Source organism: Mesorhizobium terrae (assembly GCF_008727715.1).
GTDB classification, from domain to species: domain Bacteria; phylum Pseudomonadota; class Alphaproteobacteria; order Rhizobiales; family Rhizobiaceae; genus Mesorhizobium; species Mesorhizobium terrae.
In genome coordinates, this window is sequence record NZ_CP044218.1 from 1308227 (window position 1) to 1322436 (window position 14210).

A 14210-nucleotide genomic window follows, 5' to 3' on the forward strand; every position below is an offset into this window, starting at 1 on the left:
CCTTCACCAGTCGCATTCGGTTCGCTGAGCAGTCGTAAAAACCACGAACCGCAATGCGAAGAGCAGCCCTCCAGATACTCCCGAGTGTCTCACCCGTTCTAAAACCGCGCAACGCCGCCAGATCGGCTGGTTTCGGCTGATGAAAGTCCGCTGAGACAGCTTGACTGTTCAGATAAGTGGCCGAAATGAACGCCGCCTTCTGCTGCGCGTCGCTCGGCATCGTTCCGACCGTGCGCCACGCGGACTATATCGGCTCCTGGCTCGAGGTCCTGCGCGAGGACAACCGCGCCGTCGTGCGCGCCGCCTCACAGGCCAGCAAGGCGGCGGACTGGATCCTCGGCTTCCTGCCCGACACCGAGAGCGCCAACACCACAGCGCAGGAGGCGGCATGATGCTGGGCCTCCTCACATCTGCGGCCGTCAGCGGCGCGCCTGCGTCGGAATCGATCCGGCTTCGCGTTCTCAGCCTCGGCGCCGGCGTGCAGTCGACCACGCTGGCGCTGATGGCCGCCGACGGCGAGGTCGGGCCCATGCCCGACTGCGCCATCTTCTCCGACACCGGCTGGGAGCCGAAGGCCGTCTATGAGCACCTGGCCTGGCTCATGTCGCCCAATGTGCTGCCGTTCCCCATCCACATCGTCTCGGCCGGCAACATCCGCGACGATCTGATCGCCGGAGCGCAGGGTGCGCGCTGGGCGTCCATCCCCGCCTTCACCCGCAACGTCACGCCGGCCGGGACGGCCATGCCCGTGTTCGATGAGGGCGATGACGGCGAGCTGGTGGCGATCGGCGAGCGCATCCTACCGACCGACCGCGTCGACGTCGGGATGATCCGCCGGCAATGCACGAAGGACTACAAGATCGTGCCGATCCGGCGGAAGGTGCGCGAACTCGTCGACCTGACAGGACGGCGCTCTCCGAGCACGCCGATCGTCGAGCAGTGGATCGGCATCTCGATCGACGAGGCGATCCGGATGAAGCCCTCGTTCGAGGACTGGCAGGTCAATCGCTGGCCGCTGATCGAACAGCGCCTCTCGCGGCAGGATTGCCTGCGCTGGCTGACGCGGCACGATTATCCCATCCCGCCGAAGAGCGCGTGCATCGGCTGTCCCTTCCACTCCGACGCCCATTGGCGGCGGATGCGGGACAACGATCCGGACGCCTGGGGCGACGCGGTTCTGGTCGATCGCGCCATTCGCACCGGATTTCGTGGCATTCGCGGCGAGGTCTTCCTGCATCGCTCGGCCGTGCCGCTCGACCAGGCCGACATCTCCAACGCCAGCGATCGCGGCCAGCTCGATCTCTGGCCCAACGAGTGTGAGGGCATGTGCGGGGTCTGAAGGTCCGGAAATCCGGAAAAGCGGGCAGGCGGACTTCCGGCTTCGTGTCTTTCTGGTTCGTCGGCTTTGCGGCGCGGTCCTCCGAGAGGAAGAGGGCTGCGCCGGTTTTCGCGGCGGGTTGGAGGTCGAGAGAGAGGCTCTCGGCCGCCCGCCGCGGAGACTACCCCCATGGCTACTGCCATTCAGAAGATCACCCTGTCGTCCTCGCGCGACATTCCCTTCAACAAGCTGGTGCTGAGCCAGTCCAACGTGCGGCGCGTAAAGGCCGGCGTCTCGATCGAGGAACTGGCCGAGGACATCGCCCGGCGCACGCTGCTCCAGAGCTTGAACGTCCGGCCGGTCCTCGACGCCGAGGGCGCCGAGACCGGCATGTTCGAGATCCCGGCCGGCGGCCGGCGCTACCGCGCGCTCGAGCTGCTGGTGAAGCAGAAGCGCTTGGCCAAGGCCGCGCCGGTTCCGTGCGTGGTCCGCGATCCGGGCACCGACATTCTCGGTGAGGACGATTCGCTGGCCGAGAACATCCAGCGTGCGCCGCTGCATCCGCTCGACCAGTTCCGCGCCTTCCTGGCTCTGCGCGAGAAGGGGCGCTCCGAGGAGGACATCGCCGCGGCGTTCTTCGTCGGTGTGAACGTGGTGAAGCAGCGCCTGCGCCTGGCGTCGGTCGCGCCGGCCTTGCTCGACGTCTACGCCGAGGACGGCATGTCGCTCGAGCAGCTCATGGCCTTCACCGTCACCGCCGACCATGCCCGCCAGGAGCAGGTCTGGCAGGCGATCTCCGGCTCCTGGCAGAAGGAGCCCTATCAAATCCGTCGCATGCTGACGGAGAAGACGGTGCGCGCTTCCGACCGGCGGGCGGTGTTCGTCGGCCTCGACGCCTATGAGGCCGCCGGCGGCGTGGTGCTGCGCGACCTGTTCCAGTCCGATGATGGCGGCTGGCTCGAAGACATCACGCTGCTAGACGGCCTGGTCGCCGAGAAGCTGAAGGCCGAGGCGGAGACCATCGCCGCCGGGGGCTGGAAGTGGATCGAGGTCGCCGTCGACTTCCCCTATGGCCACACCCACGGGCTGCGTGCGCTGGAGGGCGTCGCCATCGATCTCACCAGCGAGGAGCAGGCGACGATCGACGCGCTCAACGCCGAATACGCCAAGCTCGAGGCGGAGTATGACGGCGCCGACGAGCTGCCGGACGAGGTGGACGAACGGCTCGGCGAGATCGAGGCGGCGCTCGCCGCCTTCGACGATCGGCCCGTCTCCTACGATCCGGCCGACATCGCCCGCGCCGGCGTCTTCGTCAGCATCGGTGCCGAAGGCGCCCTGTCGATCGACCGCGGCTACGTCCGACCGCAGGACGAAGCGCCCAAGGGCGAGCCGGACCAGGACGACGAGACCGATCCCGCGATGGCCGGGGCGCACGGCGCCGATCCCGACGCGCCCGTGGTTCAGCGCGCCGTCATCACCATCGGCAGGCAGGTCGCCGGGCCGGAGGACGAGGACGACGAGGACCTGAAGCCGCTCCCGGACCGCCTCGTGACCGAGCTGACCGCGGAGCGGACGCTGGCGCTGCGCGACAAGCTGGCGTCCACGCCCGCCGTCGCGTTCCAGGCCGTGCTGCACAAGTTCTGCCTCGACGTCTTCTCCCGCTATTTCTCCTCCGGGACGGCGATGGAGGTGTCGGTGCGCAGCGCCAGCTTCCCGGTGCAGGCGCAGGGACTGAAGGACACGCCCGCGGCGAAGGCGATCGAGGCGCGCCACAAGGGCTGGGAGGAGCGCCTGCCCAAGGACAAGGCCGATCTCTGGGACTGGCTCACCACCCTCACGGGCGACGAGCAGGCGGTGCTCTTCGCCCATTGCGCGTCCTTCGGGGTCAATGCGCTCTACGAAAAGGGCGACCGCTACGGCGCGGGCGCCTCGTCCCACACTGTCGAGCAGCGCATCGCCGAGGCCGATCGCCTGGCCCAGGCGGTCGATCTCGACATGGTGCAGGCCGGCTGGCGTCCGACCGTCGAGAACTATCTCGGCCGCGTGCCCAAGCTCCGCATCCTCGAGGCGGTGAAGGAAGGCGCCGGCGAGCGGGCGGCGCAGCTTATCGACCATCTGAAGAAGGGCGACATGGCCAAGGAGGCCGAACGGCTCCTGGCCGACACCGGCTGGCTGCCGGAGCCGCTGCGGATCGCCGCAGCGGACGACGTGCCCGTCGACACCACCGAAGCCGAGGATGACGGCGAAGCGCTGCCCGAATTCCTCGCCGGCGACGATGAGGAAGCGAACGCCGAGGCGCCGCAGGTGATCGCGGCCGAATAGCCCACGCGCGGGGCGGCTTCGGCCGTCCCGCGCCCCTTTTCCCTTTCAACCGACCCCACAGCCCGGCCTTCGCGCTGGGCTTTTTCGTTTCAGGAGACCGTCATGACCGACACATCCGACACCACGCCGCAGCCCGCCGCCCCGCTTTCCGATTGGGAGATGAAGGCGGTTGCACGAGCCAAGCTCGAGGCCGAGCTTTTCACCCTCAACAAGGCCACGCTGCTCAACGCACTGACGCTCGCTGGCGTCACCCGCGTCGTCGTCAGCTTCGACGGCTACGGCGATTCCGGCCAGATCGAGAATGTCGAAGCTCAGACCGGCGACGATCCCGTCACCATGCCTGCCGCAGCCATCGAAATCGCCGAGGCCGTCTGGGACCACGCCGAACCGACGCGTTCGTCCGTCTGCATCGCCGAAGCCGTCGAGCGCCTGGCCTATGACGTTCTCGAAAAGACTCATTGCGGCTGGGAAAACAACGACGGCGCATACGGCGACATCGTCTTCGATGTCGCGGAGGAGACGATCACGCTCGATTGCAACGAGCGCTACACCGCCTCCGAAAACTACACCCACACCTTCTGAGGAGGCGGCCATGGGACATTGCTATCACCACGCCCTCTCCTCGGTCAGGAAATGGGGCGGCGTCGCAGAAGACTATCTGCCGCTGCACCAATGGTTCGACGAGTCGAAGGCGACCACCGCCGATTTCCGGCATCGGGCGCTGCGGCATCACGCCGAAGGCATCTTCATGCTGGAGCGCTTCTTCGGCTCGACCATCACCATTTCGACGGGCCGCGTCGTGCCCGTCCGGCTCCTTGGCGAGCAGCATGTGGTCGAGGATCTCGGCTTCATCCCAAGCTTCGCCGACTGGGTGCGCTGCATTCGCCCCCAGCCGTGGATGGGACGCGCCCAGCCGATCCACAAGCAGGTTGATCCCTTCGCCGCGCTTTCGGGTGCGAGCACCGACCACGCGCCCAACGCGCCGAGCGGCACAGCCGTCGAGACGCCCCGGCGCTTCTAGCGGCAACCACCTTCCAACCGTTCCCCCGAGCCCGGCCCTGCCGGGCTTTTTCATGTCTGGAGACCATCATGACCACGTTCACCATCGAATCCACTTACCGCATTCCGATCTATCGCCAACGCAGCTACCAGGCCGACACGCTGGCCGAAGCCTGCCGTCTCGCCATCGAAGACGATGACTGGGAGGGGCAGAAGGAGGACTACGAATCCGCCGGCGAGACCTATGTGACCGGCGCCTGGCCGGGCGACGTTCCGCCCTACACCGTCCCGGCGCTTCCGATCCCCGCCCACTTCGGCGAGGCCCTTCAGCGCAGGGCCGAGCACTTCGAAGTTCTGCTTGGCCTGCTCAAAGTTTTCGCGCTCCCGCCCGATGGCGGCCTGACCGACGAACCGTTCTGGCGCCAGCGGGCGCACGCCGCGATCGCGAAGGCCGAGGCGATTCTCGCGGGCGCACGCGATCCCGATGACGAAGGAGGCGTGTCATGACCGAATATGTCGTCAAGATTGCCTTCTGGCTGCGGGCCTTCGACAGCGCGACCATCGAGGCTGCGTCTGACGCGGAAGCGATCGAGAAGGCGAAAGTAGCCGCCACCGCCGCAATGGAGTCGACGGCGTTCCCGGAACACATCGACAGTGACGAGCGACGAGAAGGCGTCATCGCCTACATCGACCGCACCACGTCGGAGGGCTGTGAGCCCGTCATCGAGGACGTCGAATTCGACGACGACCGGATCCACGATCCGCCCGCCGCCTGATCGCAACCACGCCCGAACCCACCCGAAGCCCGGCCACGCGCCGGGCTTTCGCATTTTAAGGAGACTGACATGGCCGACTACTTCACTCACTTCTCATGCCTGCTCGACGTCGGCACGCCCGAAAACGCTGTGCGCGCCCTCGAGCTCTACGACAACACGCCCGAGGATGAAGATGGCCTTCGCTTCTCGGAGGGCTTCAACCTTTCAATCCAGACGGAAGGCGGATCAGGACTGTGGATTCGCGACGACTGTTCAGGAGACCCTGAGCGCGTGATCGAGTTTGTCGTGCTCTGCGCGGAGGAATTCGACCTCAAAGGCCTCTGGGGCTTCGAATACGCCAACACCTGCTCGAAGCCGCGCCTAGATGCCTTCGGCGGCGGCGCGCATGTGATCGACCTCGGCGCGCGCAAGAGCGTCGGCTGGACCAGCACCAACGAATGGCTGTGCCGCGCCTTGGAAGGAGATGATCCCGATGCCTGAGATCATCGAAACCACGGTCTATCGCCTCGATGAACTCTCCGACGCGGCAAAGGAGAAGGCCCGTGCCTGGTATCGCCAGACCGGCTTCGACCATGACTGGTTCGAGTTCGTCTATGACGACTTCGAGCGTATTTGCGCGATCATCGGCGTCGACCTCAAGACCGTGCCGGTTCGCCTTTACGGCGGCGGCACACGGCAGAAGCCCTGCATCTGGTTTTCCGGCTTCTGGAGTCAGGGCGACGGCGCTTGTTTCGAGGGGCGCTACGGCCATGCGACGGGCGCGCCGAGGACGATCCGCGGTCATGCGCCGAAGGACGATGAGCTTCATCGGATCGCCGATGTCCTGCAGGCGATCCAGCGACGAAACTTCTACCAACTCCACGCCACCGTGACGCATCGCGACCGCTACTACCACGAATATAGCATGGCGATCTCGGTCGAGCGCGACAGCCCGACTTGGCAGGATATGACCGCCGACGCCGAGGAAACCGTCATCGAGGCGCTGCGCGATCTCGCCCGTTGGCTCTATCGCCAGCTCGAACGCAAATACGACTACCTGACCTCGGACCACCTCGTCGACAAGGCCATCACCGCCAACGCTTACACCTTCACCGCCGGCGGCCGCCGTTTCGGCTGACGGTCAGCACCTCGCTCTCCGAACCTTGTGACACCGCCCACGATCCTCGGGCTTGTCTTGCCTGGACGCCGCGCGGCGCCGGTCAACGGGCAAGCCGTTTCCGCGCAGGGCGCGTGACCGTCGCCGCTTTACACCGTCCTTCGCCGAGACCGCTTAACGGATCGGAGGCGGAGCAGATGTGCAAGGTTCTCAACAAGCGCGTGAATGGCGTCCCAGCCGGCGCCGTCTATATCGGCCGCGGCAGCAAATGGGGCAATCCGTTCCGGATCGGCCCTGACGGCGATCGGGCCGCCGTCATCGCGAAGCATGAACGCTGGCTGGCGAATCAGCACCATCTGCTGCGTGCGCTCGACGAGCTGCGCGGCCGCGACCTTGTCTGCTTCTGCGCGCCGCTCCCCTGCCACGGCCATCTCCTGCGTCGACTGGCCAACGCCAGCCGCGACGAGCGGATTGCGTGGTGGCGCGCCGTGAAAGCGGCGGCGTGATGAGAGGGAGAGGGCGGCCGGAAGGGGTTTGAGCCGTGCGGTCCGAGAGAGAGCGCCGGCCGGCTCGCCCTTTCCCGCTCTCCCGAGGCTCCCTTCATGAACGATCTTTCTCCGATCGCGGCCGACCAGGCCGCGCCGCTGTCGCCGGTCCCTCATCCCGACGCCGCCGGCGCCATCATCGCTGCCGCCCAGCAACTCCTCCCTCATCTTGAGCGCGGCCAGCGGGTCGACGTCGCGATCCTGCGCGCGGCCATGGAAGCCGAATTCGGCGCCTCCGACGCCTCCGGCGCCTGGGACTGGAAGACGGCTTATGACGCTTGCGAGGCCGCGACCGTTCTTTTCCTGCGCAAATACGGAAAGGCGCTGTTCCGCAAAGCCGACTCTCCGGCTGCACGACTTTCCGCCCTGGTCAAGATCGCCGCGCTTCTTCCGACCCACACGCGCCGCTCCGCCGAGAGCGAGACCTTCCAGCAGTTCTCGACGCCGACCCCGCTAGGCCTCGCGGTCCTGATCGCGGCTGCCATCGGGCCGACGGACCGCGTGCTGGAGCCTTCGTCGGGAACCGGCCTCCTCGCCATCCTGGCCGAGATCGCCGGCGGTGCGCTTGTCCTGAACGAGTTGGCCGAGGCCCGGGCGACGCTGCTTTCCTCCCTCTTTCCGGGCGTGTCCGTCACACGCTTCGACGCAGCTCAGATCGACGATCACCTCGATACCGCCGTCGTCCCGAGCGTCGTCCTGATGAATCCGCCCTTCTCGGCGATGGCCAACGTCGCCGGCCGCATGGCCGACACCGCCTATCGCCACATCGCCTCGGCCCTGGCCCGCCTCGCCGACGGCGGGCGGCTGGTGGCGATCACCGGCGCAAACTTCGGGCCCGACGCCCCGGCCTGGCGCGACGCCTTCGTCCATCTGCAGGAACGCGGCCGCATCGTCTTCACCGCCGCGATCGACGGCGCGGTCTATGCCAAGCACGGCACGACCATCGACACGCGGCTGATCGTCATCGACAAGACGCCCGCCGAGAACCCGGCCACCCTGCCGGAATCGCGGGGCATCGCGCCTGACGTGGCCACGCTGCTGAGCTGGATCGCCGAGCACGTTCCGGCGCGCCTGGCGCTCGCGCCGAGCCTCGCCATCGCCATGTCGGCCGCCGCCGCACCGCGGACGGTGCGGGGCTATCTCGCGCGTGCCGCTGCGGCGGGGCCGGTCAAGCCGTCCGTTGCCGATCCGGAGGCGATCGATCTCGCCTATGAGACGATCAACTGGACGTCGCCCGAAAGCGCGCTCCTCAGCGATGCGATCTATGAGGAATATCGGCTCCAATCGATCCAGATTCTCGGAGCCCAGGCGCACCCGACCAAGCTGGTGCAGTCCGCCGCCATGGCCTCGGTCGCGCCGCCGAAGCCGAGCTATCGGCCGCGGTTGCCGATCGACCTCGTCAGCGACGGCCTCCTCTCCGACGCCCAACTCGAGACGGTGATCTACGCCGGCGAGGCGCATGGCGACTATCTCGCCGGCGCCTGGACCGTGGATGAGACCTTCGATCTCGTCACCGCGTCCCGCGACGATGCGCCGAACGCCGTCCGCTTTCGCCGCGGCTTCATGCTGGGCGACGGCACCGGCGCCGGCAAGGGCCGTCAGTCGGCTGGCATCATTCTCGATAATTGGCTGAAGGGCCGGCGCAAGGCGGTCTGGATATCGAAGTCCGACAAGCTCCTGGAGGATGCCCAGCGCGACTGGTCGGCCCTCGGCATGGAGCGCCTGCTCATCACGCCGCTCTCGCGGTTCGCGCAGGGCAAACCGATCCGGCTGGCCGAAGGCGTCCTATTTTTAACCTACGCTACGCTGCGGTCCGACGACCGTGGCGAGAAGGTTTCGCGCGTCCGCCAGATCGTTGAATGGTTGGGCTCCGACTTCGACGGAGTGATTATTTTCGACGAGAGCCACGCCATGCAGAACGCCGGTGGCGGCAAGGGCGAACGCGGCGACGTCGCCCCCTCGCAGCAGGGCCGCGCGGGCTTGCGCCTCCAGCACGCCCTGCCCAAGGCGCGCGTGGTCTATGTCTCGGCCACCGGCGCGACGACCGTCCACAATCTCGCCTACGCCCAGCGGCTCGGCCTCTGGGGCGGCGAGGACTTCCCCTTCGCCACCCGCGCCGAATTCGTCGAGGCGATCGAGGATGGCGGTGTCGCCGCCATGGAGGTGTTGGCCCGCGACCTGCGTTCGCTCGGGCTCTACACCGCCCGCTCGCTTTCCTATGACGGCGTCGAGTATGAGCTGATCGAGCACCAGCTCACCGATGAACAGCGCCGCATATACGATTCCTATGCCGGGGCGTTCTCGATCATCCACAATCACCTCGACGCGGCGATGCAGGCCGCCAACATCACCGGCGAGAGCGGCACGCTGAACCGGCAGGCGAAGTCGGCGGCCCGCTCGGCCTTCGAGAGCGCCAAGCAGCGCTTCTTCGGCCATCTGCTAACCTCGATGAAGACGCCGACCTTGATCCGCCGGATTGAGCAAGACCTGGCCGACGGCCACGCCACCGTCATCCAGATCGTCTCGACCGGCGAAGCGCTGATGGAGCGCCGGCTCGCCGAGATTCCGACCGAGGATTGGAACGACGTCCGCGTCGACATCACGCCGCGCGAGTACGTTCTCGATTACCTCGCCCACTCCTTCCCGGTGCAACTCTACGAGCCGTTCACCGACAGCGAGGGCAATCTCTCGTCCCGGCCCGTCTTTCGGGACGGCCAGCCTGTGCAAAGCCGCGAGGCCGTCGCCCGCCGCAACGAGCTGATCGAGCGTTTGGCTTCGCTCCCGCCGGTGCCCGGTGCGCTTGACCAGATCGTCCAGCGCTTCGGCACCGACCTCGTCGCCGAAGTGACCGGACGCTCGCGCCGCGTCGTGCGCAAAAGCGACCGCCTCGTCGTAGAGAACCGCGCCGCCTCCGCCAATCTCGCCGAGACCGCCGCCTTCATGGACGACCTGAAGCGCATCCTTGTGTTCTCGGAGGCGGGTGGCACTGGGCGCAGCTATCACGCCGAACTGTCAGCGCGGAACCGCCGGCTGCGTGTCCACTATCTGCTCGAACCCGGCTGGAAGGCCGACGCCGCGATCCAAGGCCTCGGGCGGACGAACCGCACCAACCAGGCCCAGCCACCGCTCTTCCGGCCGATCGCCACCGACGTGAAGGCGGAGAAACGCTTCCTCTCGACCATCGCTCGCCGCCTCGACACGCTGGGCGCGATCACGCGCGGCCAGCGCCAGACCGGCGGTCAGGGGCTGTTCCGGCCCGAGGACAACCTCGAATCCCACTACGCCCGCGACGCGCTGCGCCAGCTCTATCTGCTGCTCGTCCGCGGCAAGATCGAAGACTGCTCGCTCCAGATGTTCGAGGACGCCACGGGCCTCAAGCTCATGGACGCGAACGGCATCAAGGACGAGTTGCCGCCGATCACGACCTTCCTCAACCGCCTGCTGGCGCTCACCATCGATCTGCAAGGCGTGCTGTTCACCGCGTTCGAGCAGTTGCTGAACGCCAAGATCGAAGGCGCCATCGCCAGCGGCGTCTATGACCTCGGCCTGGAGACGCTGCGGGCCGAGAGCTTCGTCGTCACTGATCGCCGCGCGATCTACACCCATCCCGCGACGGGCGCGGAGACCCGGCTGCTCACCATCACCGAACGCCGGCGCAATCGCCCGGTGACGCTCGATGAGGCGCTGGACCACCTCGCCGATCCCCGCGCCATGCTGCTCGTCAACGAGCGCTCGGGCCGCGCCGCCGTGCAGATCCCGGCGCCGAGCCTGATGCTCGATGATGGCGAGATCGAACGCCGCGTGCGGCTGATCCGGCCGATGGAGCACCATCACGCTTCGCTGAAGATGATGGACGAGAGCCACTGGCAGGCGGCAGAGCGGGAGGCCTTTGCGGCCGCCTGGACTCGTGAACTGGCCGAGGTCCCCGAGTTCGCCGACAGCACGATCCATATCGTCGCCGGTTTGCTGCTGCCGATTTGGAAGCGCCTGCCGAACGAGTCGACGCGCGTGTATCGGCTTCAGACCGACGCGGGCGAGCGCATCATCGGCCGCAGAGTCTCGCCGGCCTGGGCGGCGAACGCGACCGTGACCGGAACCACCGCCCTGACACCGGATGCCGCCTTCGCAGCGCTGATGGAAGGCCGCACCGTTCTCGACCTCGCCGAGGGCCTGCAGCTCCACCGCGTGCGCGTGATGGGCGCTCACCGCATCGAGCTGTCGGGCTTCTCCGACACGATGCGCGACCGCCTGCGCGCCTACGGCCTCTTCGGCGAAATCATCTCGTGGAAGCTGCGCATGTTCGTGCCGACCGATCCCGCCGGCGCCGGAGTGCTGGCCAAAGTCCTCGACCACTATCCGGTCGAGCGTATTGGCGAGCGGGAGGCGGCGTGATGGCCCGCCAAGACGCCTCCGAACTGGCACACCGTCTCGCGCGTGACGCCGAAGCGGTGTGCCGCCATTACCTCTCCGCCGGCCGCCGCGAAGGCGGCTACTGGCTCGTGGGCGACGTGCGCAATACTCCGGGCCGCTCGATGTTCGTCCGGCTCAAGGAGTCGCCGAAAGGGCCTGCCGGCAAATGGACCGACGCCGCCACGGGCGAACATGGCGACTTGCTCGATGTCATCCGCGAAAGCTGCGGCCTGATCGACTTCAAGGATGTCGCCGATGAGGCACGTTCGTTCCTCAGCCTGCCGCATCCTGAGCCCGAGCTTGATCGTGCCCGCTCGCGCAAGCCCAGCGCACCGGCAGGATCGCCGGAGGCGGCGCGGCGACTCTTCGCGATGTCGCAGCCGATGGAACGCAGCCCCGTAGAGTCGTATTTGCGTCGTCGCGGCATTACGGCTTTGCACCGAACCGGAAGCCTGCGCTTCCATCCACGCTGCTACTATCGGCCCGACGACCACAGCCCGACCGAGACTTGGCCGGCGATGATCGCCGCCGTCACCGATCTCTCCGGCCATCTGACCGGCGCGCATCGCACCTGGCTCGATCCCGGCGGCTTCAGCGAGACGACGCTCGGCAAGGCGCCGATCGACACGCCGAGACGGGCGATGGGTGACCTTCTCGGTCACGCCGTTCGATTTGGCGTGGCGGGCGAGGTCATGGCGGCCGGCGAGGGCATCGAGACGATGCTCTCGCTCCGATGCGTCTTGCCGACCATGCCGATGGTCGCAGCCCTCTCGGCGGCGCATCTCTCCGCCATCCTGTTCCCGGACACGCTGCGGCGACTCTACATCGCCCGCGACGATGATCCGGCCGGTAACGGCGCGATGGCGACGTTGATCGACCGGGCGCAGGAGGCCGGGATCGAGGCGATCGTGATCTCGCCACGGCTCGGCGACTTCAACGAGGATCTCCGCCTGCTCGGCATCGACGCGCTTCGAGCAGCCAGCCGGGTGCAGATCGCTGCGCAGGACGTCGCCCGCTTCATGGAGCTGGCGGCGTAGCCGGAACGGGGATGGGGCGCGGGCAGCGTCGTCGCCATAAGGTCGGCGGCCATCTTTCCCTCGGCGCCGGAGAGGACCACGCCCACGGCCTTCTGAGAGGGCGATCGGGCTCACAGTCGGGCCGGCCGGGCAATGGCGGCGGCCGACTATTTTCCGGCGCGGCCCAGTGGGCCGCTTTCCATCGCGAAACAAAATAGCCGGCCTTAGCCATCAAGGCCCTCGCTGCGCTCGGGCTGCCAGTCCGCCCCGCCGGTGAGCCTTCGTCGCCATGAAGGCCGCGATGGGCGCGGCCGATCAAGCGAAGGAAAACTGCGATGACCCCCGACCACGACGACGCTTTCGAACCGCACCACAGTTCATCCCCGACCGACCAAGTCCTCCATGAACTCCAGCTCTATGGCTATCGTCCCTTCCATGACGAGCCCGATGCCAGGCCGCTTCCGGAAGCGAACATCCTCGCCGGCAGCATCTCCGACATCTTCGACGCCCTCGTGGTGGCGCTTGGTGACACTCGCCTCGAACCCGACCTCGAGGACCTGCTCTGGTCGACGGTGAACGTCTTCCATCGGGCCATCGAACGGATCGAACGTGAACTCGACGACAACGAGCTGTCCCAGCAGCGCTCGCAACGGGAGCAGGACGGCAGCGAGGTCAAATCCGTCGAGCTGGAGCGACTGACGGCGGAAGGCCAGACGCTGATCGAACGCCGCAACGCCTTCGAGCTGATGCGCGACCAGGCCGCCGACCAGTTCGAGCACCACACCCATTCGGCCTGGCGGCCGCGCAACGGATCGAAGGTCAACCATCGCAACCTGACCTCGGCGATGATCGATAGCCGCGATTTCCTGGCGGCGAAGAAGCGCGCCGAGAATCAGGTGCTCTTCCCAGCGGGGCCGAAGGTGGCATTGACTGGCGGGCTCGACTTCAACGATCACCGGCTGGTCTGGGCCAAGCTCGATCAAGTTCACACCAAGCACCCGGACATGGTGCTGCTGCACGGCGGATCGCCGAGGGGTGCGGAGCTAATCGCCGCCAAATGGGCCGACAACCGCAAGGTGCCGCAGATCGCCTTCAAGCCCGACTGGACGAAGCACGCCAAAGCCGCACCGTTCAAGCGCAACGACTCGTTGCTGGAGACCCTGCCGATCGGCGTCCTGCACTTCCCGGGCACCGGCATCCAGGACAACCTCGCTGACAAGGCGAAGAAGCTCGGCATCCCGGTCTGGAAGTTCGGCGGCGCGTGAGCGCCGCCTTACCCTTCCCGTGCAATGACGTGAAACCGCAACGGCGGGTCAACGGCTTTCCGCAAAACCGCCTTTCAGTCCGCTTCACCCGTCACCGCGAGCCGGGCCGCACGAGCATAGTGCGCCAACTCCGTGTCGTTCTCGATCAGGCCGTCGAGCAGCGCCTTCATATCGCTCTGATCGGACGCCGATTGAAACGGTCCCGCCTGTCGCTCGATCGCCAGCACCGCAATCGCGAGCGCCTTCTTCACCAGATGCAACTCGCGTCCCGTGAACTCCGTCATGCCGCATGCCTCAACCATCATGTCGACTCGTAAGCGCACCTTAGCCGATCGGTCAGCGCACCGTGAGGATAGCGAGGTTTCACGCATGGTCGGCGACGGCCTTTGAGTAACGGCTCCTGCCGACGGGCGCCACCCCGCGTCTACCAGCGCTGATCCTTGGTCCGGCCGAGGGGCCTGAC

The 14210-nt window shown here is 67.0% G+C and carries 13 protein-coding genes and 1 pseudogene; 13 read left to right on the forward strand and 1 reads right to left on the reverse strand.

Features of this window, described 5'->3' with window-relative positions; translation table 11 throughout:
• Nucleotides 1–176: 176 nt before the first annotated feature.
• From FZF13_RS07455 to FZF13_RS07515, 13 genes and pseudogenes are all read left to right on the forward strand, one after another.
• A pseudogene (locus FZF13_RS07455) lies at nt 177–392 on the forward strand (zincin-like metallopeptidase domain-containing protein); the annotation flags it as partial.
• Nucleotides 389–1339 (forward strand): hypothetical protein, encoded by a 951-nt coding sequence (locus tag FZF13_RS07460; RefSeq protein ID WP_082004868.1) that lies wholly within the window; start codon nt 389–391, stop codon nt 1337–1339. The pseudogene FZF13_RS07455 and the gene FZF13_RS07460, both read left to right, overlap by 4 nt.
• Nucleotides 1340–1507: 168 nt before the next feature.
• Complete coding sequence (locus tag FZF13_RS07465) at nt 1508–3640, forward strand: ParB/RepB/Spo0J family partition protein (protein WP_047558396.1); 2133 nt, start codon at nt 1508–1510, stop codon at nt 3638–3640.
• Between the two features lie 102 nt (nt 3641–3742).
• Complete coding sequence (locus FZF13_RS07470; protein ID WP_047558399.1) at nt 3743–4222, forward strand: DUF6878 family protein; 480 nt, start codon at nt 3743–3745, stop codon at nt 4220–4222.
• Between the two features lie 10 nt (nt 4223–4232).
• The gene (locus FZF13_RS07475; RefSeq protein ID WP_047558402.1) at nt 4233–4661 is read left to right on the forward strand and encodes a DUF6915 family protein; all 429 of its coding nucleotides are present in this window, start codon (nt 4233–4235) and stop codon (nt 4659–4661) included.
• A 68-nt stretch (nt 4662–4729) separates the two neighbouring features.
• Nucleotides 4730–5146 carry a hypothetical protein gene (locus tag FZF13_RS07480; protein WP_047558405.1) on the forward strand — a complete coding sequence of 139 codons (417 nt, stop codon included), beginning with the start codon at nt 4730–4732 and terminating at the stop codon, nt 5144–5146.
• Nucleotides 5143–5415, forward strand: coding sequence for a hypothetical protein (locus tag FZF13_RS07485; RefSeq protein WP_047558408.1), 273 nt, complete (start codon nt 5143–5145; stop codon nt 5413–5415). The genes FZF13_RS07480 and FZF13_RS07485 overlap by 4 nt, the downstream gene beginning before the upstream one ends.
• Nucleotides 5416–5484: 69 nt before the next feature.
• Nucleotides 5485–5895 (forward strand): hypothetical protein, encoded by a 411-nt coding sequence (locus tag FZF13_RS07490; protein WP_047558411.1) that lies wholly within the window; start codon nt 5485–5487, stop codon nt 5893–5895.
• Nucleotides 5888–6532 carry a hypothetical protein gene (locus FZF13_RS07495; RefSeq protein ID WP_047558806.1) on the forward strand — a complete coding sequence of 215 codons (645 nt, stop codon included), beginning with the start codon at nt 5888–5890 and terminating at the stop codon, nt 6530–6532. The genes FZF13_RS07490 and FZF13_RS07495 overlap by 8 nt, the downstream gene beginning before the upstream one ends.
• A gap of 176 nt (nt 6533–6708) precedes the next feature.
• The gene (locus FZF13_RS07500; protein ID WP_047558414.1) at nt 6709–7017 is read left to right on the forward strand and encodes a DUF4326 domain-containing protein; all 309 of its coding nucleotides are present in this window, start codon (nt 6709–6711) and stop codon (nt 7015–7017) included.
• A gap of 96 nt (nt 7018–7113) precedes the next feature.
• Nucleotides 7114–11448 (forward strand): strawberry notch family protein, encoded by a 4335-nt coding sequence (locus FZF13_RS07505; protein WP_047558418.1) that lies wholly within the window; start codon nt 7114–7116, stop codon nt 11446–11448.
• A complete protein-coding gene (locus tag FZF13_RS07510; RefSeq protein ID WP_047558420.1) occupies nt 11448–12503 on the forward strand; it encodes a DUF7146 domain-containing protein in 1056 nt (351 codons plus the stop codon). Before FZF13_RS07505 ends, FZF13_RS07510 begins: the two co-directional genes overlap by 1 nt.
• Before the next feature lie 314 nt (nt 12504–12817).
• Nucleotides 12818–13747, forward strand: coding sequence for a DUF2493 domain-containing protein (locus tag FZF13_RS07515; protein ID WP_047558423.1), 930 nt, complete (start codon nt 12818–12820; stop codon nt 13745–13747).
• A gap of 74 nt (nt 13748–13821) precedes the next feature.
• Here FZF13_RS07515 and FZF13_RS07520 read toward each other — a convergent pair whose 3' ends face one another.
• Entirely contained in the window at nt 13822–14031 is a 210-nt protein-coding gene (locus FZF13_RS07520; protein ID WP_047558809.1) for a hypothetical protein, read from the reverse strand.
• Between the last annotated feature and the right edge of the window lie 179 nt (nt 14032–14210).

What these genes read in the sequence shown, in the direction of transcription:
- FZF13_RS07460 (WP_082004868.1), top strand. Translation starts at nt 389, where the DNA reads ATGATGCTGGGCCTCCTCACATCTGCGGCCGTCAGCGGCGCGCCTGCG.
- FZF13_RS07465 (WP_047558396.1), top strand. Translation starts at nt 1,508, where the DNA reads ATGGCTACTGCCATTCAGAAGATCACCCTGTCGTCCTCGCGCGACATT.
- FZF13_RS07470 (WP_047558399.1), top strand. Translation starts at nt 3,743, where the DNA reads ATGACCGACACATCCGACACCACGCCGCAGCCCGCCGCCCCGCTTTCC.
- FZF13_RS07475 (WP_047558402.1), top strand. Translation starts at nt 4,233, where the DNA reads ATGGGACATTGCTATCACCACGCCCTCTCCTCGGTCAGGAAATGGGGC.
- FZF13_RS07480 (WP_047558405.1), top strand. Translation starts at nt 4,730, where the DNA reads ATGACCACGTTCACCATCGAATCCACTTACCGCATTCCGATCTATCGC.
- FZF13_RS07485 (WP_047558408.1), top strand. Translation starts at nt 5,143, where the DNA reads ATGACCGAATATGTCGTCAAGATTGCCTTCTGGCTGCGGGCCTTCGAC.
- FZF13_RS07490 (WP_047558411.1), top strand. Translation starts at nt 5,485, where the DNA reads ATGGCCGACTACTTCACTCACTTCTCATGCCTGCTCGACGTCGGCACG.
- FZF13_RS07495 (WP_047558806.1), top strand. Translation starts at nt 5,888, where the DNA reads ATGCCTGAGATCATCGAAACCACGGTCTATCGCCTCGATGAACTCTCC.
- FZF13_RS07500 (WP_047558414.1), top strand. Translation starts at nt 6,709, where the DNA reads ATGTGCAAGGTTCTCAACAAGCGCGTGAATGGCGTCCCAGCCGGCGCC.
- FZF13_RS07505 (WP_047558418.1), top strand. Translation starts at nt 7,114, where the DNA reads ATGAACGATCTTTCTCCGATCGCGGCCGACCAGGCCGCGCCGCTGTCG.
- FZF13_RS07510 (WP_047558420.1), top strand. Translation starts at nt 11,448, where the DNA reads ATGGCCCGCCAAGACGCCTCCGAACTGGCACACCGTCTCGCGCGTGAC.
- FZF13_RS07515 (WP_047558423.1), top strand. Translation starts at nt 12,818, where the DNA reads ATGACCCCCGACCACGACGACGCTTTCGAACCGCACCACAGTTCATCC.
- FZF13_RS07520 (WP_047558809.1), bottom strand. Translation starts at nt 14,031, where the DNA reads ATGACGGAGTTCACGGGACGCGAGTTGCATCTGGTGAAGAAGGCGCTC.